The sequence below is a fragment of the Solibaculum mannosilyticum genome, assembly GCF_015140235.1.
Taxonomy (GTDB): Bacteria; Bacillota; Clostridia; order Oscillospirales; family Acutalibacteraceae; genus Solibaculum; species Solibaculum mannosilyticum.
The window spans coordinates 1477178-1501167 of the sequence record NZ_AP023321.1 but is presented as its reverse complement, the minus strand read 5'-3'; the positions used below and the strand labels follow the sequence as shown (position 1 = coordinate 1501167).

Annotated in this window: 26 protein-coding genes, 1 other RNA gene and 1 pseudogene; 13 read left to right on the top strand and 15 right to left on the bottom strand. The window is 45.6% G+C overall.

Annotation, left to right across the window (positions count from 1 at the left end):
- The first annotated feature begins 43 nt into the window (after nucleotides 1-43).
- The 7 genes from C12CBH8_RS07095 to C12CBH8_RS07065 all read left to right on the top strand — a co-directional run bounded on the left by C12CBH8_RS07095 (nucleotide 44) and on the right by C12CBH8_RS07065 (nucleotide 4992).
- Complete coding sequence (locus tag C12CBH8_RS07095; protein WP_090267050.1) at nucleotides 44-394, top strand: YbaB/EbfC family nucleoid-associated protein; 351 nt, start codon at nucleotides 44-46, stop codon at nucleotides 392-394.
- A 3-nt stretch (nucleotides 395-397) separates the two neighbouring features.
- On the top strand, nucleotides 398-997 hold the full coding sequence (gene recR / locus C12CBH8_RS07090; RefSeq protein WP_215532870.1) for a recombination mediator RecR: 600 nt from the start codon (nucleotides 398-400) through the stop codon (nucleotides 995-997).
- Nucleotides 998-1085: 88 nt separating this feature from the next.
- On the top strand, nucleotides 1086-1562 hold the full coding sequence (gene smpB / locus C12CBH8_RS07085) for an SsrA-binding protein SmpB (RefSeq protein ID WP_215532869.1): 477 nt from the start codon (nucleotides 1086-1088) through the stop codon (nucleotides 1560-1562).
- A 5-nt stretch (nucleotides 1563-1567) separates the two neighbouring features.
- Nucleotides 1568-1916: a transfer-messenger RNA gene (gene ssrA / locus C12CBH8_RS07080) on the top strand.
- A gap of 233 nt (nucleotides 1917-2149) precedes the next feature.
- Complete coding sequence (locus C12CBH8_RS07075) at nucleotides 2150-2647, top strand: hypothetical protein (RefSeq protein WP_215532868.1); 498 nt, start codon at nucleotides 2150-2152, stop codon at nucleotides 2645-2647.
- 170 nt (nucleotides 2648-2817) lie between these two features.
- Nucleotides 2818-4191, top strand: a complete 1374-nt coding sequence (locus C12CBH8_RS07070; protein ID WP_215532867.1) for a DNRLRE domain-containing protein — start codon at nucleotides 2818-2820, stop codon at nucleotides 4189-4191.
- A 12-nt stretch (nucleotides 4192-4203) separates the two neighbouring features.
- Nucleotides 4204-4992 carry a hypothetical protein gene (locus C12CBH8_RS07065; RefSeq protein ID WP_099322142.1) on the top strand — a complete coding sequence of 263 codons (789 nt, stop codon included), beginning with the start codon at nucleotides 4204-4206 and terminating at the stop codon, nucleotides 4990-4992.
- 572 nt (nucleotides 4993-5564) lie between these two features.
- On the opposite strand, the gene C12CBH8_RS07060 is transcribed toward C12CBH8_RS07065, so the two are convergent.
- Nucleotides 5565-6467, bottom strand: coding sequence for a LysR family transcriptional regulator (locus C12CBH8_RS07060; protein ID WP_215532866.1), 903 nt, complete (start codon nucleotides 6465-6467; stop codon nucleotides 5565-5567).
- A gap of 136 nt (nucleotides 6468-6603) precedes the next feature.
- Between C12CBH8_RS07060 and C12CBH8_RS07055 the strand changes: the two genes are divergently transcribed.
- The 4 genes from C12CBH8_RS07055 to C12CBH8_RS07040 all read left to right on the top strand — a co-directional run bounded on the left by C12CBH8_RS07055 (nucleotide 6604) and on the right by C12CBH8_RS07040 (nucleotide 8867).
- On the top strand, nucleotides 6604-7119 hold the full coding sequence (locus C12CBH8_RS07055) for a flavodoxin (protein ID WP_215532865.1): 516 nt from the start codon (nucleotides 6604-6606) through the stop codon (nucleotides 7117-7119).
- A 24-nt stretch (nucleotides 7120-7143) separates the two neighbouring features.
- Nucleotides 7144-8001, top strand: a complete 858-nt coding sequence (locus tag C12CBH8_RS07050; RefSeq protein ID WP_215532864.1) for an aldo/keto reductase — start codon at nucleotides 7144-7146, stop codon at nucleotides 7999-8001.
- A 96-nt stretch (nucleotides 8002-8097) separates the two neighbouring features.
- Complete coding sequence (locus C12CBH8_RS07045; RefSeq protein WP_215532863.1) at nucleotides 8098-8517, top strand: cupin domain-containing protein; 420 nt, start codon at nucleotides 8098-8100, stop codon at nucleotides 8515-8517.
- A gap of 20 nt (nucleotides 8518-8537) precedes the next feature.
- Entirely contained in the window at nucleotides 8538-8867 is a 330-nt protein-coding gene (locus C12CBH8_RS07040; RefSeq protein ID WP_090267085.1) for a carboxymuconolactone decarboxylase family protein, read from the top strand.
- A 140-nt stretch (nucleotides 8868-9007) separates the two neighbouring features.
- On the opposite strand, the gene C12CBH8_RS07035 is transcribed toward C12CBH8_RS07040, so the two are convergent.
- The 4 genes and pseudogenes from C12CBH8_RS07035 to C12CBH8_RS07020 all read right to left on the bottom strand — a co-directional run bounded on the left by C12CBH8_RS07035 (nucleotide 9008) and on the right by C12CBH8_RS07020 (nucleotide 12496).
- A complete protein-coding gene (locus C12CBH8_RS07035) occupies nucleotides 9008-9697 on the bottom strand; it encodes a YjjG family noncanonical pyrimidine nucleotidase (protein WP_099322137.1) in 690 nt (229 codons plus the stop codon).
- Nucleotides 9698-9759: 62 nt separating this feature from the next.
- Entirely contained in the window at nucleotides 9760-10701 is a 942-nt protein-coding gene (locus tag C12CBH8_RS07030) for a nucleoside hydrolase (RefSeq protein WP_215532862.1), read from the bottom strand.
- A gap of 585 nt (nucleotides 10702-11286) precedes the next feature.
- A pseudogene (locus C12CBH8_RS12065) lies at nucleotides 11287-11796 on the bottom strand (collagen-like domain-containing protein); the annotation flags it as partial.
- Between the two features lie 277 nt (nucleotides 11797-12073).
- Nucleotides 12074-12496, bottom strand: a complete 423-nt coding sequence (locus C12CBH8_RS07020; RefSeq protein ID WP_147624756.1) for a hypothetical protein — start codon at nucleotides 12494-12496, stop codon at nucleotides 12074-12076.
- 104 nt (nucleotides 12497-12600) lie between these two features.
- On the opposite strand from C12CBH8_RS07020, the gene C12CBH8_RS07015 reads away from it, so the two are divergent.
- Nucleotides 12601-13926 (top strand): serine/threonine-protein kinase, encoded by a 1326-nt coding sequence (locus tag C12CBH8_RS07015; protein ID WP_215532860.1) that lies wholly within the window; start codon nucleotides 12601-12603, stop codon nucleotides 13924-13926.
- Between the two features lie 127 nt (nucleotides 13927-14053).
- On the top strand, nucleotides 14054-14593 hold the full coding sequence (locus tag C12CBH8_RS07010; RefSeq protein ID WP_215532859.1) for an OB-fold protein: 540 nt from the start codon (nucleotides 14054-14056) through the stop codon (nucleotides 14591-14593).
- 196 nt (nucleotides 14594-14789) lie between these two features.
- On the opposite strand, the gene C12CBH8_RS07005 is transcribed toward C12CBH8_RS07010, so the two are convergent.
- The 10 genes from C12CBH8_RS07005 to C12CBH8_RS06960 form a co-directional block, all read right to left on the bottom strand.
- On the bottom strand, nucleotides 14790-15524 hold the full coding sequence (locus tag C12CBH8_RS07005) for a pyocin knob domain-containing protein (protein ID WP_215532858.1): 735 nt from the start codon (nucleotides 15522-15524) through the stop codon (nucleotides 14790-14792).
- A 10-nt stretch (nucleotides 15525-15534) separates the two neighbouring features.
- Nucleotides 15535-17601: a hypothetical protein gene (locus tag C12CBH8_RS07000; protein ID WP_215532857.1), complete on the bottom strand. Its 2067-nt coding sequence runs from the start codon at nucleotides 17599-17601 to the stop codon at nucleotides 15535-15537.
- Complete coding sequence (locus tag C12CBH8_RS06995) at nucleotides 17598-20336, bottom strand: phage tail tape measure protein (protein WP_215532856.1); 2739 nt, start codon at nucleotides 20334-20336, stop codon at nucleotides 17598-17600. The genes C12CBH8_RS07000 and C12CBH8_RS06995 overlap by 4 nt, the downstream gene beginning before the upstream one ends.
- Nucleotides 20337-20375: 39 nt before the next feature.
- Entirely contained in the window at nucleotides 20376-20516 is a 141-nt protein-coding gene (locus tag C12CBH8_RS06990; RefSeq protein ID WP_159461165.1) for a hypothetical protein, read from the bottom strand.
- A complete protein-coding gene (locus tag C12CBH8_RS06985) occupies nucleotides 20509-21108 on the bottom strand; it encodes a Gp15 family bacteriophage protein (protein ID WP_215532855.1) in 600 nt (199 codons plus the stop codon). Before C12CBH8_RS06985 ends, C12CBH8_RS06990 begins: the two co-directional genes overlap by 8 nt.
- Nucleotides 21105-21500, bottom strand: a complete 396-nt coding sequence (locus C12CBH8_RS06980; protein WP_090267111.1) for a hypothetical protein — start codon at nucleotides 21498-21500, stop codon at nucleotides 21105-21107. Before C12CBH8_RS06980 ends, C12CBH8_RS06985 begins: the two co-directional genes overlap by 4 nt.
- Nucleotides 21501-21602: 102 nt before the next feature.
- Nucleotides 21603-22052 carry a phage tail tube protein gene (locus C12CBH8_RS06975; RefSeq protein WP_178097238.1) on the bottom strand — a complete coding sequence of 150 codons (450 nt, stop codon included), beginning with the start codon at nucleotides 22050-22052 and terminating at the stop codon, nucleotides 21603-21605.
- On the bottom strand, nucleotides 22053-22448 hold the full coding sequence (locus tag C12CBH8_RS06970) for a hypothetical protein (protein ID WP_215532854.1): 396 nt from the start codon (nucleotides 22446-22448) through the stop codon (nucleotides 22053-22055).
- 50 nt (nucleotides 22449-22498) lie between these two features.
- Nucleotides 22499-23107, bottom strand: coding sequence for a hypothetical protein (locus C12CBH8_RS06965; RefSeq protein WP_099322127.1), 609 nt, complete (start codon nucleotides 23105-23107; stop codon nucleotides 22499-22501).
- 182 nt (nucleotides 23108-23289) lie between these two features.
- Entirely contained in the window at nucleotides 23290-23694 is a 405-nt protein-coding gene (locus tag C12CBH8_RS06960) for a sigma factor-like helix-turn-helix DNA-binding protein (RefSeq protein ID WP_099322126.1), read from the bottom strand.
- Nucleotides 23695-23990 lie beyond the last annotated feature (296 nt).

Genomic DNA, 23990 nt, shown 5'->3' with positions numbered 1-23990 from the left:
ATGATGAAAGATCAATTTTATTTTTAAGTAGGAGGACGTAAAGATGAAAGCAAGATTACCACAAGGTTACGGTGGAAGCGGACAAGGAAATATGAATGCCATGATCCGTCAGGCACAGAAAATGCAGGAGGACATGGAACGCATCACCGAAGAACTGGAAGAAAAAGAATACAGTGCTACTGTGGGCGGTGACGCTGTCAGTGTAACTGTTACTGGTAAAATGGAAGTCAAGTCGGTAAGCATTAAACCCGAAGTAGTGGATCCGGAGGATGTAGAGATGTTATCCGACTTGGTCATGGCAGCCGTGAATGAAGCTATCCGCAAGGCCATGGATGAAAAGGATCAGAGAATGGACGCTTTGACCAATGGCGTCAGCATTCCCGGCCTGTTTTAAACGGTGAGCTACAGTATTGTACCTTTGTCCAAGCTGGTGGAGCAGTTTGAACGCATGCCGGGTATCGGGCATAAGACGGCGCAGCGTATGGCATTTCATGTGATGGGTCTGACAAAAGAACAGGCCCAGGATTTTGCCAAGGCGATTTTGGATGCAAAGGAAAAAATCCGGTGCTGCCAAGTGTGCCAAAATTTGTCTGATACCCCGGTATGCTCCATCTGCGGCAATGAGTCGAGGGATCACAAAGTCATTTGCGTGGTAGAGGATCCACGAGACGTTATGGCATTTGAAAAAACCAGAGAGTACGAAGGGCTTTATCATGTGCTGCACGGCGTTATTTCGCCTATGGATGGCATTGGGCCAGAACAATTGCGCATCAAGGAACTTTTAAATCGTGTTGGTTCCGGCGAAGTAAAAGAGGTCATTATGGCCACCAATCCTACTGTGGAAGGTGAAGCCACTGCGATGTATCTTTCCCGCCTGCTTAAGCCCATGGGAATTAAGGTAACACGATTGGCCTACGGCATTCCAGTAGGTGGTAATTTGGAGTATGCCGACGAAGTAACTCTATCAAGAGCATTGGAAGGCCGCAGTGAACTTTAGAAAATATTTTCTGAATTGCGACAATTTGGATGCTTGACAAAGATGTTTTGCGTGCTATAATAAAACATCCCGAAAGAAGGTGAGGCGTTTGAAGCCGGCAAAATCAAATATTCGCACAGTTGCCAACAACAAAAAGGCGTTTCACGATTATTTCGTGGAAGAGAGCATGGAGGCCGGCATCGAGCTTTGCGGAACCGAAGTAAAATCGATACGCAAAGGCGCCATCAATTTAAAGGATGCTTGGTGCGAAATTAAAGATGGCGAAATGCTTGTGAGGGGTATGCACATCAGCCCTTATGAGCAAGGGAACATTTTTAATCGTGAACCAACTAGGCCGCGTCGCCTATTGATGCATAAACGGGAAATTCTACGATTGTTTGGACTGGTAAAACAGGAGGGACTGACGCTTATCCCATTATCAGTTTATCTAAAGGGTTCTCTTGTTAAGGTTCAGGTAGGCTTATGCAAAGGTAAAAAGAACTATGACAAACGAGAGGATTTAGCTTGTCGCGCTGCCAAGAGGGACATTGATCGTGCCTTAAAGGAACGAGGACGGATGTCCTGATTTATGGGGATGCAATGGCTTTCGACGGGGATTGTGAACCATGAGTAGCGAGTAGCGGTGCGGAACCGCTTTAAAAGCCGCAAACTAAACAATAACTGACAACAATCAAGTTGCCTACGCAGCCTAATTAGGCTGCCGTCTCTACTGGGAGTACCGCGGCCCAGATAGAGGCGTCGATGAGCGGTGCACGTGAACAGGTGAGTGCTCTGTAACCTGTCATGATTTAAGAGGTACCGTAACGTCTAGCCTGCCGATCGGCGAGATGTGAGGGGAATCTTAAAAGACCGGCTGTACTCGAAGAAGCTTATGGGAATCGATTTTCGGACAGGGGTTCAATTCCCCTCATCTCCACCATAACGCGAAGATACGAACTCTTTTTCACTGTTCGGAACGTCTTCGCAATCACGATGAAAATAGGGAACTGCTAAAAAGTGGTTCTCTATTTTTTTTGAATCAAAATAAAAAAGCCCGCTCCCAGTGATAAGTTTGGAAGCGGGCCTTACTACAACAGTATGACTTTAAGAACAAAATCAAATTTATTTTAATGAAAAAATAGTTTATTATAATTAAAAATGAGGAGAGGGGAATTGTATTATGAAAAAAGATTGATTGCGGTATGTATAGGAGCACTCCTACTCATACAACCACTGGTATTCCCTGCATCAGCAAACGATACGTCATCCGGTATTGAGAAGACACCTCGTATTATTGGGGAAGATACTAGTCTTTGCGGGGAGTATGAGAAGCATTTCATTTTAGAAGATGATGATCCAGAAAACCAAAAGAGGATAGCAGTTGCTTATGGTGACATCGTTCATTATCAAGATGAAGAAGGTGAATGGCAAGATATTGATAATACTATGGTTCCACAAATGGACGAAGAAGGCAATGCTATACTGGAAAATCGAGATAGTCCCTTTGGTGTAGAGTTGGCACAGAGCACTGTGCAGGAAGATTTGATCACAGTTGATAATGGAGAACGCACAATGTCCTATTCCATTCAAGCGGCTGTTATGCCAGAAAACTATGTTTATCAACGCAGTCAAGGCAATGCACCATCAGTTCTTTTGGAAAGGAAAGAGTAGCTCCAGCAGAGGCAAAAGTACTTACAAAAGAAGAATCAGAAATACAGCCTTTTGGAATTCCAGCAGCTACTGACCCACAGGATGAAATTGTCACACCAGACAATATTACTTCTCAGGTAATGTATGAGTCTGTACTGCCAGAGACCAATATCCGGTATACGATGGATTGCTTGCATGTTAATGGAGAAATCGTATTAAACAATGTACCAGAAGAAGACTGTTATATTTTAAATCTAGATACGAAGGGCCTTCCTGCCAGGCTTAATGAGGATAAATCCATTACTGTGTATGATCCTGAAACAGGGGAAGAGGAATTTTATATCAAAGCCCCTTTTATGTATGATGAGAACTTGGAAGAATGCCATAACATTGGTGTTGAGCTGGTAGAGACTGAGATAGGCTATGATGTAATTCTTACTTTGGATAAAGAGTGGATTTCATCGCCGGACAGGGTAGGAAGCCTCCTATTGGATTATGAAATTTCGAACAGTTCCCAGTCTACCAGTAATATTGACGATACTTACGTTCATCCAGGGGACTATGCCAAGCAGCATTGGGGAGAGATCAGCTGGAAAGTAGGGGTCCAAAACGGACAAGTTCATCGTGCGTTTTTAAGATTTGTAGAACTTCCTACCTTACCTGCAGGATACTATTTTGGCGACAATCATCAAAGTTACCTGCATCTTAAGCTGGTAAACGGTACTACTACAACCATCAATATTCAAGAATACGGCATAGACAGTGCATGGTCGCCGGACACTATTACTTGGAACAAGCACAATAACATGAACTATACTTATTATGGAGATAGTTTTGCGTTTGGTGTGGAACGCCATCAGATTTGGGTACACGACCAACCGCAGCGGTATTATACAGAAAAAGGACAGTACCACGGGCTGTATTTCAAATCCACAGATGAAACCTATCAGGACTGGAACCAGATGTATTCCGGAAACTATTCCGGTGCTTCCAGCCGGCCTTATATGGAAATACATTATGCTATATTGGACAAAGGGTATGAATGTATGGATGCAAATGAGAAGTGCCACATGTCTGGAGGCGTTACTTTTGTCAGTTATTATATCCATCCAGGATTAAATAGCAGGATGGAGAATCTCATCGAAAACGCCGCGGCTTACTGGCAACAAGCTCTAAATAAAGCAGGCATTTCAGCGACCTTTACAAGAACAAATGACGCCTTGAAGTCAAAAATTCGTTTTTATGATAAAGGCCTTTTGGATAAAGGACTGCCAGCGTTTGGAAGTGGAGAGGCTGCCAGAACTGTACAGTATTATCAACATCTCCCCATAAATCCGTGGGAAGGCAATTGGGACTATAGCAAAATCTTCATTAATCAGGATTACATGCCTCGCTTGGATGGTTACGATGGGGCAGGAACAATGGCCCATGAAATGGGACATGCTTTTGGTTTGAATCATACGTACAACTCTTATGCGCTCATGACACAGATTGGAGGAGGACGTGTTGTATACAAACCACAATCGGGTGAGATCGCAGGAATCCGGAAATTGTATGGAGTATAAGGGAGAGGTATTATGAAAAAATATGGTAGCGTTTTGATGATTACAATATTTTTGTTCATATGCTTTACTTCGTGCCAGGGGAAAACTGTGTCCGAAATAGATTCAACATCTTCTAGTAATCTAGATATCGAACAAAGCAAGGCGCCTGAAGAAGATGCTAATTCAGATATAGGGAAAGATTTTGATTATTCTTCTGTATTCGTGTTAAGGACTTGTAATGAAGCAGATTTGGATTTTGTGACCTTTAAGCCGGATGGATTGGAAGAGATGAAGGAAGGGGCAGACCTTATTATCCGTTGTCAGGTGGATGGAGGACAAATGTTGTCTACATCAGAACGATATATGGGAATTGGTCTAGTCGCTTATTTCTTTCATACTCCAGTGAAAGTACTGGACGTCTATAAAGGCGCCGTTCGAGCAGGGGAATCGTTGGAGATCACCGGACGGTCCGGCTATGTTCCGGAAGTAATCTATTGGGGAACTCAAGAACAACGCGAAAAAATCTTGACAAATGATTGGTACGGAATATACTCAGAAGAACAGAAGTATGATGTGATCAAAAAGGTTCACTATGATCATGTGCCGCTTTCTACGTTTTCTTATGAAAAAGCTTGGTTCAAAATGATCAGCGAGAAGACCATTATGGTGGAAGACAAGGAATATATAGTATTTCTGAAAGACCTTACTGACACCGATGGAACAGTCTATCATTTTCCTTATGGAGAAGAGAGTATTGTGGAAGACACTGGCGATATAGACGAGGTATTGGGAGCGTTGGAAGATTCATCAGAAATAGAGTAACCATCAAGATAAAAGGAGAATACCATGAAGAGATACAGTAGGCAATAGTAAAGAGGATACTGGCTTTGATTATTCATCTGTCCATCTGGCGTATCGACACCGACTTTCTTAACTGGTCTTGATCCGGATGGATTGAAAGAGATGAAGGAAGGAGCAGACACCATTATCTGTTGCAGGTTGGACGGAGAGGTGGAATTCTTCTAATCTTTCAATCTGATCCTCCTCATCATAGATGTCTCCCCAGAAGCTGTCATAAATCATTTGATATTGCCGATCTGTTCCTTCATAGATAACCATTGGAATATATCAGCTCGTCCCAGTAACCACGAATGATGTTGTATTCTTAAAAGATGTTACTGATAATGATGGAACAGTTTACCATTTTCTCTATGGAGAAGAAAGTAGTATAGAAGATCAAGGAAATACTGGTGGAATTGTGGCAATACCAGTGAGCTCATCCGCCACAGAGTGAGTAATATGAAAAAAGGCCCGCTCCGGTCGAACGATCGGAAGCGGGCTTTGCTATATGTTGTTGAATTTTCTAATGTCCGAGCGAATGATGACGAAATTTTTTATAAAATGGTTTGGTTTGTCATAATAGCAACGGTATCGACAAATCGCTGGATATCCGGGGATGGATTTAGTGGATAAAGTAGACCATAAGGAATCCTATATTCCCAATTTACAGGAAGTGTAACAAGCCCGGGATGGACATCCTGCCAACACTCTAGTGTAAGTAGGACCTTCCTTGTCTCAGCACAACGGTTGAACACAGAGATATCATAGAAATGAGGAGTATCTTCTATTTTGATCTGAGGATGATTGCGTTGCAAATCATTGCGGATAAAATCATTTGTTCCTGAATCACCCTCAGCGACCATCATCAGGGTTTGTCCATACAGGTCTGAAATTTCCAGACTTTTTTTCCTAGCCAGCGGATGTTCTCTGGAAACAGCACACATCTTTTTATAATATCCGAGCGGCAACATATTACATTGTGAAAGCCATGCTTTGGAGTCACAGACGCCCACCAGAAAATCCAAATTTGTTCCGAGTTTTGAAATAACCGACAGAATTCCAATGTGGTCATCCTCAAAGGCAACAAGATGTAGTTTATAATCTGGGAATTTACAGCTTGCCTGATACCATAAGTCCATGAATAACTTTGCAGGGTTTAGTAGCGACGTTCCGACACAAAAAGTAGTATCACAGCTGTTCATAGCCTGTTTCGCATTTTCGATGGAACGTTTAGAATAATCAAACAGAAATTTGGCATCTCGATAAATGATTTCACCGCCTGCCGTCAGGCAGACACCTTGGGGAGTACGATTGAAAAGTTTTAACCCCAGATGATGTTCCAGAGCGTTGATTTGTTTCATAACAGCAGTCGGAGAAATAAAAAGGCTCTCGGCTGCCTTGGCAAAGCTGCCTTTGTCTGCAGCGCATACAAAGGTTTCCAGTTGTGGATTAACCATGATGGCACCTCTAAGTATAAACGAAAAGTTAAAACTATGATAACGAATTGGAGATTCTATGTCAAGGAGATTCCCGCTATAATCAATGCAGAAATAAAAATATCTGTTGGATGGAATAGAGGAAGGAAGCTGAAGTATGGCTGATTTCATCGTTTATTTTTCGAGAGCACATCAAAACTATGTAAATGGTGTAATCCGGGATCTAGAGGTCGGAAATACAGAAGTCGTTGCGAAGGTACTTCAAAAATTGACTGGGGCGGATCTATTTAAGATCGAGCCGATCATAGAGTATTCTGAAGATTATAATAAATGCATTGCTCAGGCACAATCAGATCAGCGCAGTAATGCGAGACCGGAATTGAAGGGTTATCCCAAAGATCTATCGGATTTTAAAAAGATCTATGTATGTTACCCGAACTACTGGAGCACATTACCAATGCCTGTGTTTACATTCCTGGAACACTTTGATTTTGCAGGTAAAACAATTCTCCCTCTTTGTACCCATGAGGGAAGTGGCATGGGCAGCAGCGAAAAAGATATCAGACGTTTGTGTCCGGGTGCAAGAGTAGAAAAAGGACTGGCACTTCGCGGCGGCAAAATTGACCAGGCGGAATCGGAGATTAGGGCATGGTTGGAACAAATCGGTAAGTAAAAGGATAAAAAGGAGACGATCTTGATGACTTTTAAAGAAAATTATACACTTTCAAACGGAGTAAAGATCCCAAAGTTAGGCTTGGGAACATGGTTTATCGCAGATAATCGGGCAGCAGAAGCTGTCAAAGAAGCGGTAAAAATCGGTTACCGCCATATTGACACTGCACAGGCTTATGAAAATGAGAGCGGCGTTGGGGAAGGAATCCGTATCTGCGGTGTTTCCAGAAAGGAACTGTTTGTCACTACAAAGCTGGCAGCAGAGGTAAAGAACTATGAGGAAGCGATACAGGCTATCGATAGCTCTCTGAAAAAGCTTGGTCTGGATTATATTGACCTTATGCTGATCCATAGTCCACAACCGTGGGCAGATTTTCGCGGTGGGGACTATGCAGAAGGAAATCGGGAAGCATGGCGGGCATTGGAAGATGCTTATAAGGCGGGAAAACTCCGCGCAATTGGTGTTTCCAACTTCCAGGAGCAGGATCTGGAGAATATTCTTTCAGACTGCACGATTGTCCCGATGGTGAATCAGCTTCTGGTACATATCGGAAATACCCCTGCTGCTTTGATGTCTTACTGCCAAAAGAAAGGGATCTTAGTGGAGGCGTATTCTCCAGTTGCCCACGGCGAGATGTTGAAATATCCGGATGTAGCAACTATGGCTAAGAAGTATAGCGTGAGTGTTCCACAGCTGTGTATCCGCTATACGTTACAGCTTGGTGCAGTTTCCCTGCCGAAAACAGAAAATCCAATGCACATGAGGCAGAATGCAGAGCTGGATTTTGTAATCTCCGAGCAGGATATGAAAACGCTGAAATCGATGGAACCATTGAAAGATTATGGAGAATTCAGTATATTCCCGGTGTTCAGCGGCAAGTGAGAGGATAGAGAAACAGCGTCGGCAAAAGCGACCGAGGGCTGTGCCTTTACGGTTTATCAGGGCTATATGTTAAAAAACAATGGGAGGTAATGGATCATGACAAAAGAAGAATTGGCAAATAGAGCGGTATTTCCCATGGGGAAGGAAAATGCGGCATTTGCTCAGTATTTTCAAGGACAAAGCTATCTCAATATGCTCACGACCGAGGGAGTGGCCATTGGAAATGTAACCTTTGAACCAGGCTGTCGTAACAACTGGCACATCCACCAGGCCAAAAACGGGGGAGGACAGATTCTGCTCTGTACGATAGGCCGAGGTTATTATCAAGAGTGGGGTAAGGAGGCGAGGGAGCTGCATCCAGGCGATGTGGTAGTGATTCCGGCCGGCGTAAAACATTGGCACGGGGCTGCACCAAACAGCTGGTTTGCACATCTGGCGGTTGAAGTCCCCGGCGAAGAGACGAAGAATGAATGGTGTGAACCGGTATCAGACACAGAGTATGAAAAACTGAAATAAACAAAGGGAGGATACAGGAAATGGCAGTAAAACAGACGGCAGGCAGAGATTCCCTTGGAGAATTCGCTCCTAAATTTGCGCAGTTGAACGACGATGTATTATTTGGAGAGGTTTGGAGCAGGGAAAATGAACTGTCCCTACGCGACCGCAGCCTTGTAACGGTGGTAGCATTGATGTCGCAGGGACTTACGGATTCATCTTTCCGATTTCATCTGGAGAGCGCAAAGAAAAACGGGATCACCAGATCTGAGATTGCGGAAATCTTGACACATGCCGCTTTCTACGCAGGCTGGCCGAAAGCATGGGCGGCGTTTCGAATGGCAAAAGAAGTGTGGCCGGAGGAAGTATAGAGCTTATGAGAAAAAAGAAGACGTTGATGGTTTAGTATTCCTGGTCAGATAGGAATACTTAGTGAATTGTAAAAAAGCCGTGGACTGTTGTATAACAGCCCACGGCTTTCATTTTTTATCTATCTTACTTAAAAAATTGTCTAGATCGATTGAACCAGCTCAGGAAGATCTTTTAAATATGCAATCTCGTAATCTGGGATGATATCGGAGGGGTTGGATGCATGAGATGGGTTAAACCACACCGTTCGGATACCGGCATTCTTACCGCCTTGAATGTCTGAAGTCAGGCTATCTCCAACAATAATGGTAGATTGTTTTTGAAATCCTGGAATGTGCTGAAAACAGTGGGAAAAATATTCCTTACTAGGTTTATCAAATCCGATCTCTTCAGAAATAAAAGAATCTTTTAGATATCGTTCTAACTTGGCGCTTTTCATCCGGCTTCTTTGAACGCTTGCCGTCCCATTTGTGACCAGGTACAAACGGTATTGAGGGGAGAGAGTACGCAGAACTTGTTCAGCCCCCTCCATAAAATAATGACCCATCCCCAGCAAAGACTCATAGACTTTTGCAGTCTCTTTTGCATCACAGTTTAGGTTCAACTCATCAAATAAAAGTTGAAATCGTCGGATCTTAACCTGATTGCGATTTAATTTTCCCTGTTCCAGTAGTTTCCATTGGGCCAGGTTTATCTGGCTGAATCGGTGCAAGACGGACTCTGTTGGATCTGCTCCCATCTGAAGCAGTGCCTTTGTCAAAGCGATCCGTTCCGCCTTATTAAAATCAAATAGAGTGTTATCTAGATCAAATAAAATGGTATCAATCTTCATAATATCCGATTCCTTTTCTTTTCGTAAGAGGGGGTCTTCATGTGCTGCGCATATCTGACAGATTAAAAGTAACTCAGTTTTTCCAATAAGACGTGTTGGAACGCCTCCAAATCCACTTGGTTGAGCAATAAAACCGACTGATCTTCCGATCCCTCATAACCCCTCTTATCACAGACCGTCATACCGCGGTTGATGCCGGAAGTACAGTCTACATCGACAGGGACATAGATCCCTTGAAAGAGTTCTGGATTGGTAAGATACAAAATGGTAACGGCATCATGAATGCAGACAAGGTCTTTGCTCTGATATTCGGTAGAATCAAAATAAAATTGAAGCATCTCCCCGTAGGCATGTTTCACAGGGTTACTGCTACACCGCAGTTCCTCTACCTGATTGCGATCCAGTCCGCAGTGGTTGGTCACATCCAGCCCACACATCACGATAGGGACACCGGCGTGGAAGACGATTTCAGCAGCTTCCGGGTCCGTCCAGATATTAAATTCTGCGCTTGGTGTAACATTGCCTCCGGCAGAAGAACCTCCCATTAAAACAATTTGATCAATCCGTTCCTTTACCTCTGGGAATACTTTAAAAAGCAATGCAATATTGGTCAAAGGAGCGGTGGGCACAAGAACCATTTTTTCTTGACCGGGAAGATGCATGATGCAATCCCGCATAAATAGGATGCCGTTTTCTGAATCTGGCTGTTTAGAGATGGAAGGCAATCGGCAATGCCCTAATCCGGTTTCTCCATGGATATCGTCTGCCACTTCCAATTTCCGTATAAGAGGTTCTGTTGCGCCCCGGACGACAGGAATGTTATCCAATCCTAAAAAAGCAGTGAGTTGAAGGGCATTGTTTGTCACCCGGTCGCTGGTCTGATTGCCCGCTACGGTCGAGATGCCCCAAAGACTCAGCTGATCTCTGCTGGCAGCGGCCATAGCGATAGCCACAGCATCATCGATACCCGGATCACAGTCCATCCAGATATTTAGCTTGTTCATAAGATTATACCTCCTATAACCAGCAAGAATAATATCATTATAACAAAATCATAACACGTTTTTTTCTCCAGTCAATCTTTTGAAAAAAGAAGGGTTTGAATCGCTCCCTTTTCTGCATAAAAAAGTCCTCCAGGACATCTGTAAAAATGTCCTGGAGGGGGGAAGAAATGGCCTTTATGGCGTCCTGCGCAGCTTCAAAATAGTCAAATTGACGTTGCCGTCGACTGCTGTGACAAGACTGGAATAAGTCAAAGTAAACGTAGTCTGAGAAGGGGCATAAAGAATGATAAAAGCTGATCCACCGGCACTGGATGAATTATTGGGAGTGGCAAAATAAACACCGGTTTCAAGATGTGGTAATCCATTGTAAGTGGGGGTTATTTGGATATAGCCGGGGGTTCTAAGGATCACCGATACTTTATAGGAGATTAGATAGTACCCAGGAGCAAGCACAATGTGCTGTGAATCTGGTTGTGTAATGGTGCCGGTGGGATCCGTGACGACAGGGCTGAAAGCAACGAGATCTCCATTGTTAAAGAGGGCTTGGAAGGTTATATAGGAGGCAAAAATATCGTCGGGAATGGTTCCTGTCGGCCCAGTGGCTCCGGTGGCGCCAGCCGGCCCAGTAGATCCGATAGAACCGGTTGGACCAGTTGGACCGGTAGCTCCCGTAGGTCCGGCAGGCCCAATGGCTCCTATAGCTCCCGTAGGCCCGGTTGGCCCGGTTGCCCCAGTCGATCCAGTAGGACCTGTAGGCCCGATAGCTCCGGATGATCCCATGGGCCCGGTCGCTCCAGTGGGACCGGTAATACCGGTTGGGCCTATTGGTCCCACAGCTCCCATAGGACCGGTCGCTCCCGTTGCTCCAGTCGCTCCGGTAGCCCCAGTTGGCCCGATAGGACCGACCGGTCCAGCAGATCCAGTTGGACCCGTTAACCCCATAGCTCCTGTCGGCCCTGTTGGCCCCGTTGGTCCTATGGGTCCGATGGAGCCAGCAGGACCCGTAGGCCCAATAGCTCCGGATGATCCCATAGGTCCGGTTGCCCCAGTGGGCCCGGTGACGCCGGTTGGGCCCGTAGGTCCCGCAGTCCCCATAGGCCCAGTGGGACCAGTAGCTCCGGTTGGCCCGGTAAGTCCTATGCATCCGGCTGGGGGATGACAAGAGGGACAAAAACAATTGGAATTGTGGCATCCGCAGCAACGATAATCTGATTGGGACATCTTTCATTCCAACTTTCTTATGATAGTCTATCCCAGTATATTCCCATGAACCATTCAAAGTTCCAAGCAGCGGACTATGAAAAAATATCCCACAGATGCACGAATCCATGGATCTGTGGGATATTCTTATACGATTCTCCTGCAGGGGATCTTATACAATGGTTTCTTCGCCCAATTCAAATAAGAGATCATCCACTTCTTGAATGGACAGATTCTTTTGTAGACCGAAAAGAATGATGCTGTCCCGCTTCTTTCGGGGATAGAGCTCGCTGACCTGTCCCACCCGGAGCAGACGTTGTGCATCGGCCAGGTGCAGCGGAAAACCAAAAATCAAAGCGATGAGCTTGTCTCGAGTAGGATGTTTTGTGCCGGCAAAAATCTGATAGGCGTAGATCTGGTTCAAGCACGAACGCTTAATAACCTCGTTTTTAGGCACGGCATAATTTGTCAGTAATTGATTGAGATAGCTGCAAAGTGGGACGTCCAAAAATTCCTCTTTGTTTTGAGATAAATAGGTTTCAATTTGCTCTTCCGTATGGAGCATTTGCATCAACTCATTGGTCGGTTTATTCATTGTAATCCAGACTCCTTCTTAGGAATAAGGGAAGATGTTGCGCGGGAAAAGCATAACATGATATACTGTTTTTTACAAGAGTTTTTTAAGGGAGGGGGATCCGGTTGGACTGGAAACAACGTTATCCTATTATTTCTGCGATCAATGAAACTTTTAAAGGCGCCCTGTTTCTGGCAAAGGATCTGGAGACCAATCGAGATGTAATACTTCGCGTCCTTTACCACACCAATGCGGAATATTATAACATACTTCAGCAGATTACCAGCCCTCATTTCCCCAAGATTTTTCAGGTGATACGGGATCAAGAAGACACCATTGTGGTGGAGGAATACGTCCAAGGGGAGACATTGTCAAAACGAATGGAGAATGGTACCCCGATCTCTTTTGCAGAAACACTTCATATACTGACACAGCTTTGTGAGGCTCTGGATGTGATTCATTCCAAAGGCATTATTCATCGGGACATCAAACCGTCCAACATCATTCTCAGTGGAGACAAGGTGATGCTCATCGACTTTGACGCCGCAAGAAAACATCAACAAAGCTCCCAGAAAGATACGGTTTATATGGGGACAGAGGGGTACGCGGCTCCAGAACAATATGGCTTTTCACAGACTGACAGCCGTTCGGATATCTATTCCCTGGGCGTTGTGATACGAGAATTGATCGGCAACAATAAACGCCATTGTCTGATGCCCATCATTGAGCGATGTACGGCGTTTGATCCGGCCAACCGTTACCGATCCACAAAGGAAATCCTAAGGGAATTAGAGACAATGGATTTGATTCATCCATCACAAAATTCTGCCCGACCTTCGGGACAGCAGAGTACCTGGACCAGACCATCTGGATTCCGCTTTAACGGAGGACATACAGGATCGTCGGATTCCAACGCAAGGGCAGACAGTTTCAATCGAAAGGATCAGACAGATATCCCAAACCGTGATACAACATCTGCAGATACCGGCCCTCATACCAGAACTACAAATAACAACCATAATGCATGGACAAAAGAAAATGAGGAACCAGTTTACAGTGGCGATGCTAATACAGCGTTTGCAGGGAAAAGGGCACAGCGTCATTCTCCCAGTAAAAAGAAAACAAAAGTCATCTTAGGGATTGTCTGGGGAATCATGACCCTTATTATACTAGAGCCAAAGGCCTACGATGTAACGACATTGGACTACATCCTCACCAGACTTGTATATCTCCCCTTTGTGATTTTTCCTGCAGTACTTTCTATGAATCTTTTTTATGTATGGCAAAAGATACCGTTGCTTCGGTCTCCGAAGACTAGCCGCAAGGTTCTAGGGATTGTACTGTGTGCGGTAGCATTGGTGATTATTGTAATCTTATTGAATGTTTTAGCACATATATTTTATTCACCGGAGGCTCAGAAAATCCTAAGTGAGGTTAGTGCATCCACCTAAAGAAAATGTGGGAAATTAAGCTCTTGGCATAATACAAACTTTCAAGTCAATGGTATACTGAATACAGATCTGTTGGGAGAATGAGGTGGATTCCAGCAGATGACTACCAGAGAAAGAGAGAATAGATATGGAAAACGCTAAGAGTAAGAAACCGTTTTATAAAAAATGGTGGTTTTGGTTGATCGTCGTTGTCGTTGTGGTGGGAATTATCGGCGCAGTATCGGGTTCAAAAAATAGTGAATCATCCCAGTCAGATTCTTCTAGCCCTTCTAGTTCTGTAAGCTCTACTGCTCCGGTAAGTTCCTCTTCTTCAGAGAAAGCCGAAAGTGAAACCAGTTCGGCGCCTCAAGCAGTTGAGGTAAAAGCTGTCGATATCATTACAGCCTACGAAGAAAATGAAGTAGCGGCGGATGATCAATACAAAGATCAATTGCTCAAAATCACCGGTGTAGTTAAGAGCGTTGGGACAGATGTAGCTGATCGGGTTTACGTAATGCTTGCAGACGAGCGTAATGAGTATGCATTGTTAGGAGTCCAGTGTTATTTTGATGAGGAAAATAAGGATTCTCTTGCCGATCTAAAGGAAGGGGATACCGTCACCATCAGCGGGACATGCGAAGGTAAGGTTGTTAGTGTATCGGTAAAACATTGCCAATTAGAGGCTTGAATTTTAAGAGAATGTGCAAGATTTCTGATTGTGAGTGATAAAAAGGTTTTTAACTCCTCGTGTAAAAACCATTCTTTATTTCGATCATGGAAAAGTATCTCAAAGGCGACAAAACCCGCCCTTATCATTTATGATAGGGCGGGTTTTGCTTTACTCTTTGACAAATGGATAATTTTAAATAGGTTAATCGGCAGATTTACTTCCACCTGCCGATAGCTGTGACAGTTATGGTCGTAATGGATTCTGTTACAAGTGTAGTATCTTTGGGACGCAATAATGATAGCCGTGCAGAATGTGTAGTTGTAGCAGGAGATCCCCCTGCACGTGTATTATTGCCAATCCAGAATGTCCATGCACCCTCTAAGCTATATGTACAGTAAGGTACATCCATGAAAGCTATTGGGAAATCAGGTGGGTCTGACTGCAAATAATGTTCTACTATGTAATCGCCCAGATAGGCATAGGTAGTAGCAGCCATATGGATGTCATATTTCTGAGTGACAATCATAGTACCATCCGGATACTTAATCCAAGAACCGTTGTCATTGCTGCCGCTGGTCACCGATGGATAGATTTGATCCCAGTCGCTCCAAGACTTGGAGTTATAGCGTCGCATCCAGATGCAGCCTTCATTTTGACAGATATAGTATTGATAGGCCTTGTTCTCGCCCCCGATGCACATGAGACATCCGGAGGCTTTCACAGGATAGTGCCGGTCGGTGGTAGCGTTGGAGGTATAGTTTTGTACATAAATACCGGTTATTTGGATATCGTCCAAATCCTCAGTCGTGAGATCCTGTTTGTAAGCCAGTGTCTTGTCAAAGGCTGCGTCAATGGCAGAAAAAGCGCTGTTAAAATCCGACATTTGAGGCGGATCGGAAAGAATCCATTGCGGCAATCCCAAGTTTTCTGTACTCGAATTGTAAGACATAGAAGCCTCCTTATTCAATGGTAGTCCTGACGGCAATGGTCAGAGAAAATTGTCCCCGAGGATTGTCGGAGCGGTGATCGATATCCACATCTGCGGAGAGAATGGGGGATCCATTTTCGACGTTGCCTTCTGGCACAATAATCTTACCGATCTGATACATAGCATCCGACGGCAACAGGACATAAGTGGCGGTACCGCCATTATTGGTCATAGATACATCTTCTGGAGAGAACTTCTCTGTACCGCCATTTGCGTCAGCCACTAAGATATCACCCCATAGGTCGGTGGAAACGGCGGGATTTTCACCGGAGAGATAGTTTAAGATTTGTTTTTTGCCGTATGCAGTCAAATAATTGCCCAAATAATACCACTCCAATTGTATTTGTTCTAACCAGGCCCAAGAAATCACGATACCTTCAAAAATCTTCCAAGAAGAAAAGCGCTGTTGGATGGCTGACCATGGATAGGGATTGGAAGAGGATTGCAGCATTTGCCAGGATGGATAAATGTCCTCAAACGTTTCCCAGGATGCAGCGCGTGTCTGGATGAGAGACCAGGTAGTGATCTCACTGGCATAGGCGGTGATATAAGATTTGACATTGATTTTGTTGTCAATGTATAATCCATCTTCGGCAGCCTGACCGCTGTCCAGAGCAAAAGTAGTGGTGGTTGGCGTGTACCAGAGTTCTTTGTAGGGATCCCGGTACGTCTCGTTGGACAAGGTTATGTCGTATTGAAGAACGGACTGATCGTCCCGGTCTAATACAGTTGTAGCCACAAGCTTGGTAACCTGGTAGTTGCCGAAGATCCCGTAATAGGGTAGGTTAACTGTCACCAACTTGCCTACAGGGACACGATAAAAACAAGAAAACGAGATTTCGGCCACCGGCTGAGCGTGATTGGCGAGAAAGGTCTGAGCTGTTTCCACAGCCGTGCCGAAATCCTGGATAGAGTCGTCCTCCATGGTATACTCGATGATGCCAGACCCACCCCGCTGGGCTGCAATCTGCTTTGTAAGCCCAGGATCGACGATGCGGGCATATACGTCGATCTCGAACACCACGCCCTGAACTGTTATCCGGTTGGTATCCGACAAAGGTAAGAATTGATAACCATCCTTCAGTTCAATGGAGTTGCCGCCAGAGGTCATGAGGGCTTGGTAATTGGGGTCGTCGTCGTGTAACCCTTTGTATCCAACTTGTATAGTCCCCAGCATAGTCGGATCGGATGGTGCATGCCCGTCCTCCAGCTGACTAATGGATACCGCTGAACGCAGGGGACTCTGGGATGTCAGAGTTGCCTCGTCCTCACGCCAGATACTTGTGACCGTGTGTGCTTGTGCATCACTTTCCACGGTTACATTTAATGTTCTGGACGTCCCTGTTCCGCCTACAACGCGGCAGGCGCTGTAATAGGTCAGAGTATCCTTAGAAACCGACAGATTGAATACTTCGGAATTCTCATCCAAGGGAACAGGATGGATGTCCCGATTGGATGAGAACCGCATATTGAACACACGGTCCGGGGTGATTTCCCACCAAGCTGAAGCGATGTCCGCCATATCGTTAAGCACATCGGATACATACCGTCCCCACAGATAGGCCGGATCACTTAGGATAAAGGAGGAAAAGTCGTCTACAGTTCCCAGAGAGATATTTTCTCTCGCAATGCGTTCCTCGAAGATTCCTGGAAATTCAGGTGAGGAAGCCCTGTACCAAGATTGTGTGCTATGGTTGCCGAATAGTATCTGCTGGATGCTGGATCCAGCGGGGAAGGCCAAGTCTACAAACACAGTGGATACCAAATCGGAATTGCCGGCCATTTCAAGGTCATAGATACGCCAATTCAGTGGACGGTCAAAAGTCTGCTGGCTTTTCTTTAAGATGATGCCGGAAAAGACATTTTCACCATTGTCAAAGAGCTGAAGATAATCGCATTCCTTGATATCGTCGGACTTCACCGGCACCTGTATAGAGACGGCTGACGATGTGGCATGTGCGGAGGATTCCTCTAGGGATCCTCCGGTGACGATAGCCACATCTTGGCGCAATTGTTGATTGATGTACACCTGAATCATTTGAACCGCCTCACTTTCACGGCGTCAAATTGATGACGGGTGACAGCAGCAGAGATCAGTTTGCCGTCCAAATAAACCGGGGTAGACGATTGGACAACAATGGGCATAGAATGTCCTACCGACAAATCGCCAAACAATGCAGCTTCCATTCCTTCCAGGCCACCTAATGCAGTGAATCTGATATTTTGAGCCCGTGTTAATACACGTTCTCCGTAGTCAAGAAAGGCTGGTTGCCAGTTGCCCATGACGAAATCTTCGCCCTTCTGGAGTCTGGGGATCAAAGGGATGTTGAAGCTGGCACCGCCGACCAAAGGTACCCAATCGGGAATCTTGATGCTGTTAATGCCGCTGAGAAAACCATTGATGCCATCAATGATCCAGTTGACCGGCGTCTTGAATAGATTTTTAATGGCTTCCCAGACGTTGCCGAAAATATTTTGTACGGCTTCCCATGCGCCTTCCCAATTGCCGGTAAAGATATTTTGAATGAAATCGATCAGATTTTTGAAAGCGTCGATCACAGGGGTTAATACCGATGTAATGTTACTAATAGCGCCGGAAAGATTGTTTGTAAATAACTCGATTAATGTCTGTATAATAGGCATAATCGGTTCGATGGCCTGGATCATCAGATTGATGAACAGTTCGATTAGAGGAGTAAGCGCTTCGATAATAGACTGGATGGGAGGGAGCAATGCTTGAATGATTTCGATCAGAGGGGGCATGATGGCGTTTAAAATTTCCATCAAAGGGTCGATCAAAGCGGAAAAGAGCTCCAGCAAAGGGGGGAGGATAGCGCTGATCAAATCCATTAGTGGAGGAATAAGCGTTTCAAAGACCTCCACCAGCACCGGCATGATTTGTTCCACCAGATCGGCGATAGGGGGGAGCAGCTGGAGGATAAAATCCAAAATCATAGGTAAGATCTGATCGATCAGATCCGCCAAGGGCTCTGCGATGAGACTGAAAATCTCCACCAGAGATGGGAAGATAGCCTCTACGACTTCAGAAAAAATCGGGATAAGCTGATTGATAAAGTCAATGAGAGGCGGCATAATAGCTTCGATGACTTCCATCAAAGGGTCGATGATGCCTAATAATAAATCACCTAACGGCTCGATGATGGCCGTCACCAGATTACCCAACGGCTCCATCAATTGGGCGAACAGTTCCGCCAGGATTGGAAGGACTGTCCCGGCCAGTTCGGCGAATACTTCCACCACCTTTTCGATGGCCGGCATAGCCGCTTCAAATCCAGCCATCAAAGGCTCTGTCAAGGTTTCTCCAATGGAGATAAACTGGGGCAGTACTTCGGTGATCAAAGGGGTGAGGGTGTCGATAAAGGAGGCCACTTGCTCGACAATTGGACCCAAAGAGTTCTGGATAGCGGGCATGACCGCATCGATGACGTCCTTTAGCAAAGGAATCAACTTTTCACCCAGAGGAATGAGAAGGACATCCACAGAGCGGCTGAGACCATCAAACATAGAATCAAGGTCATCGTACTTGGTCTCTTGGAGTTCACTCATAGCACCCTGGGCGTCATAGGTCGCATCTGTGATGTCTGAAAGCTGAGTGATCACATCAGGGCCGAGATCCCCCCACATATCGCCGTAGAGAGCGATGCCGGCCTGACTCTGAGCCAAAGGATCGTCTATACTTGCCAAGGCTTCATTTGTCTCAAGAAAGGCTTCTTTGGCGGCTTCTCCACCGGCGGCGAACTTAGCGGACATTTCATCGGCATTTAAACCGATGGCTTCAAATCCAGCTCTAGTAGATTCCGATCCGTTCACCGCATTCTGAGCCAATTGTCCTACGGCGTCTCCCACCTTGCTGAGATCAGTTACTCCTGCATTGGCGCCGTTTTGAATGATTTGAAACATATCGTCGGCACTTAGACCGACCTGTGCAAATTGGCCGGAGGACTCTGAAATCAGTCCCAACATCTCGCCGGAGGAATCCAATCCGTTCTGAGCGCCCCGGGTGATCAGATCATAGGCCTGTTCACCCGAGATGCCGAACTCGTTCATCATAGCCGAAGCAGCACTCGCCGATTCGCCGACGTCATATTCAAACACGTCTCGTAAAGTGAGCGCCGATTCGGTTATGGTTTGGAGATCCGCATTGTCCAGCCCGTCCATATGCTGCAATACCGACTCCATGGAACTGGCGATATCCTCAAAGGATTCACCGTAGTTGTTGGCGTAGATGGACTTAAGAGTCTCTTCGTACGCGCCGATGGATTCCTCGCCGATGCCTGTGGATGCGGCAAACTGGTTCATAGCCTTGTCCAAATCAGTGGCACTGGAGATGGCCTTTGAACCGACATCGACAGCGGCCGATGCAATGGTTGAAAAAGCGCTGCCTACGAGTTTCCCAGCCTTTTTGAGCCCTTCAAATTTACCGCCGGTTTCCTCGGCGCTGTCTCCCAATTCGTCCACCTTTTCAGAGGCCTCTTCACTGGACGATTGGATCACTAGAATAGAATCGGTTTGGATATCGTCCATGTACGTGTTCAGATGATTGACCGAGTCCCCAATGCGATTCATTTCATTCGAGCTTTCCTGGGAGATGCTGCTGATTTCAGAAAGCACGGATTTTGCCGTCTCTTTGACGTTTTTTTCGACCTGATTTACCCTTTTGTTAATTTGTTTTTCTACGTCATCGAGACTCCGATTCAAGCTGCTGTTGTCAATCTCGATTCTATAAGGGATTCTATTTGCTTCATCTGCCAACGAATTCACCACCTTGGTGGTCATCGGCACAGCATGGCACTACTTGACCGGTAATCTAATTTCAAATATTTTTCCGCATCCTCGCCCTTTGCATTTGACCAAAAGGCCTTTGCAATAGGCGTCGGGCAGCATCCGGATGGGCATACGATATCCACAATAAGGACATTTCACTTTATCCATGAGCCATACCCTCCAAAACCGACGCCATACTGCGCAGACCTTTGATGAGCTGTGCATCCCTTTCGGCTTGTGTGATGGTCAATTTATACGCCTCTTTGGCCTTAAGTAGCGCTCGGATTTCTTCTCCATTGTGCTTGTTCGGCTTGGGGAGGGGCCGGGTACGGATATCCACAATTTCCATAATACGGGTATCCTCCGGCAGGGCTCGGAAGAGGGACAAAAACTTGATCCAATGGAGTGTTCCTTGGACGTCGTATAAATCGATTCCATAGGCTTGACGAAAACCGGCGTAGATGTAGGGAGCATCCTGCAAGAAATCGATTGATTTGGAACCACTGGGTATTTTATTGTGAGTGTCCAACAGCAGTTGATACAATTGCTCCAACAGCTTAGCCTTATCCTCCAACGACAATCTTTTAGCGCCAGGCGCCAGCAGCCAAAGGACGTATTGCAATTTCTGTTCGTCATCCCAATCTGTTTTTCCATACACATCGAATACTTCCAAGACGCGATCAAAAGAAGGTCGCAACCGATACCGTCGGCCCCGGTAGGAGATCGAAGTAGGGAGAGGGAGATACAGAGGGGAGATCATCGCAGAAAACGCCGGGCGTGTTTTGCCTGGGAAATTTTACGTTCCCGTTCGGCTTGCAGTGCCGGCACAATGGTTTGTGCCAGATAGGGCATAAGATCGAGAAGCATGGTGGAGTAATCATCTTCGTAGAACTCCATAATTTTTTCCGTATTCACTTCTCCAAATATTAGCTGAAACATGCTGCAAATAGCCTCACCATAGGCATTTAAACAGGCAGGGTCATTGGGATTTTGTTCAGCAAGTTTTTCAGCTTCCACGAGAGCAATCTGGCAGGGGCGATAACGGTGGGCGACGGAATTGAGATCCAATTTGATTTCAATCTGGAGATCCTTTTCTCCATCAGACAGTTCCAAGGTATCCACAAAAGGTTTCGATTTTTCAATTCTTGCCATAAGCTCATCCTCCAAAAGACAAAGAGGGGTGACCTACACCCCTCTTCACAGCTTAAAAAGTCCTAGTATAGGCTTAGATGCGTCCTAGATATCAGGTGAATTTTAAACGGTGGGAGAAGTGGAAACTTCAGGAGCACCGTCAAAACGGATTTCTACCGAAATGGCGCTGTCATCGGTAGCGGCACCGGACCATTCCTGGATGTTGCAGAGAGTGACGTCACAGGTGAGGGTGACGGCTTTATTGGAGCTGTCCAGATAGGTCAATTTAAACTGGGTCTGACGGTTGGAATCCAGTTTGTACTTGGCGGCAAAGATGAAATCCTGTGCAGGATCTCCGATCACACGGCGGCCGGTCAGGGTAAAAGCCGGAGCCATACCGGTAACGTGGTTTCTCGCAAAGCCCTTGTCCTTGAGGAAATAGTACTGCTGGACAGTTTCATTCAGGGCCTCAGCGACGTTGTCAAAGCCGTCGTCGAGAGGAGCCCAAGTTTCCTCTTCCGCTGCGGTTTTAATGCTGGCTTCAATGCCATACATAGTGAGCAATCTGCCCATTTAATCACCTCTAAGATAAAATTTGACCCTAAGGCTGGAGCCGTAGAGACATTGATCTGTTTGCTCCTCACTTATAGGATGAGGGGCTTTTTTAGTAGAAATGTCTATGATCTGCCATTTCTCTGATTCCGGATATTGTTTTCGTCTGGAGAGGGCCTCATGGATGCATCCCAAGGCGTCGCTCACCACCGAATAATCGGTATGCTTGCCGTTGAGAGAGGCGGTCATATCCATGACTGCATTCTTGTTGCGAAAGACAGAGAGCGGAAATCCGTCTGTCCAGGCGATAGAGATGCCGTCAGCAGGCGGAACAGCCCCAATCACAATGGACGCGTAAGGTTTTGTCTCCTCAGCGAGAGAAATAACAGCCGCTAATACATCGTCATATACACTCATAATCCCATTCCTCTGACAAAAGTCTTTTTTCTGCACATCGCTGGAACCGATCAACCTCGTTTTTCCAAAGAATGCCTATCCGGGACATCGACCATTGCGATAGGGATACAAGGAAGGCCCCATCCGACCGTGTCCGCCAACTGGTTAAAACGATGCTGAAGGTTACAAGAGAGGGCATCACCCATTTCCTCTCTGGCGAATTCAGGATACTCCTTGAGGAATTGGGATAAGATCTCTTTGACGGATTGTTCCGCCACATCGTCCTGCTGGATGCAATGGGAAAAATCAGCCAATTTTAAAGCGACTTTTGTCCCTTTCGTAGAGATCCCAAGATCTGAGGCCAATTGTTTGATGGTTCCCAAAAGCAGTTGTTGCCTCGCTTTGTGGAGAAGTGTCGAAACTTGTGAGACATCATCCTCAGCCGATGGCTTTTGTGAAGGGAGCTTGATGGAGTCCATCTGACGTTTCCCTTTCCGGACGCCTTTGGCAAAAGCTCTGTTGATCAGATCATCCAACTGTTTTTGAGTCAGCTGCACCAATTGATCGGTACACCCCGGACATTCTGACTGTTTTTCAGTCTGGCAGCCGTTTGCCTCTCCGTCGAACCCGACGTTTGGAATACTATTGATTTGATGCCGTTTGGTCAATTTTTCAGCCATCAAAGCCTCCGCGTTTTTGGCCCGTCGGCCGTAATGTCCCGTGCAGTTTAACGCCTCCAGCACGTTTGTGGGCGAGAAGATGAAAATGCCGAAAGGACCATGGCAACCCTCGGCGGATCCAACGTGGGAAAAATGTTTCCCGAATTTCCGCCTTCAGGATAGCATATATCTTATGTGAAAAGCTATGCAGACTTTTGAATGCATTGCAGAGCTTTGCGATGAAGATATAAAACATTGCGGTAGCTATAGTTGAGCTCGATGGCGATCTGTTCCCAGGTCAGACCGTTGATGTACTTGAGCCTAAGAACCTCTCGCTGACGATCGGGTAGATGAGAAATTGTATCTTCGATCTCATATTTTATAGTTTGTAAAGCTTCGATTCTGGACTTGATTCTCTGATCCATATCTGTTATCTTAGACGATATCATGTCCCTCATTGAACCAGGAGTATCGTCTTTAACAGGAGACTTTGGGGCGGATACAGAAAATTCGGTCATCATCTCCCACAATTGTTTTCGTTGATCCATGAGAGCCTTTATCTCGCGATTGGAAGTTTGATATCTTTTTAAATACTCTTTTGGTTCCATGGTATAGCAGTTCTCCTTTCGATCTTTGTTTTTTACATACGTCCTAAACTCTGGATAAATTTTTACAATTGTGTTGGGAATTCTCAGCTGAAAAAAGCCGCCGTTAGGCAGCTAATAGTGAAGGCTTCACCTAAAAATTAGATAAGACAAAAGCTGAGGAACATTTCCAATTTGATCTGTGCCCATTTGGAACGTATGTTCTAAATTTATTATAGCAAAGGTTATCGATAGACACAAGAGGGAAAAGTAGCTAATTTGTAATGGGATTATTTGTGTTAAATAGTAGAGGAAAAGCA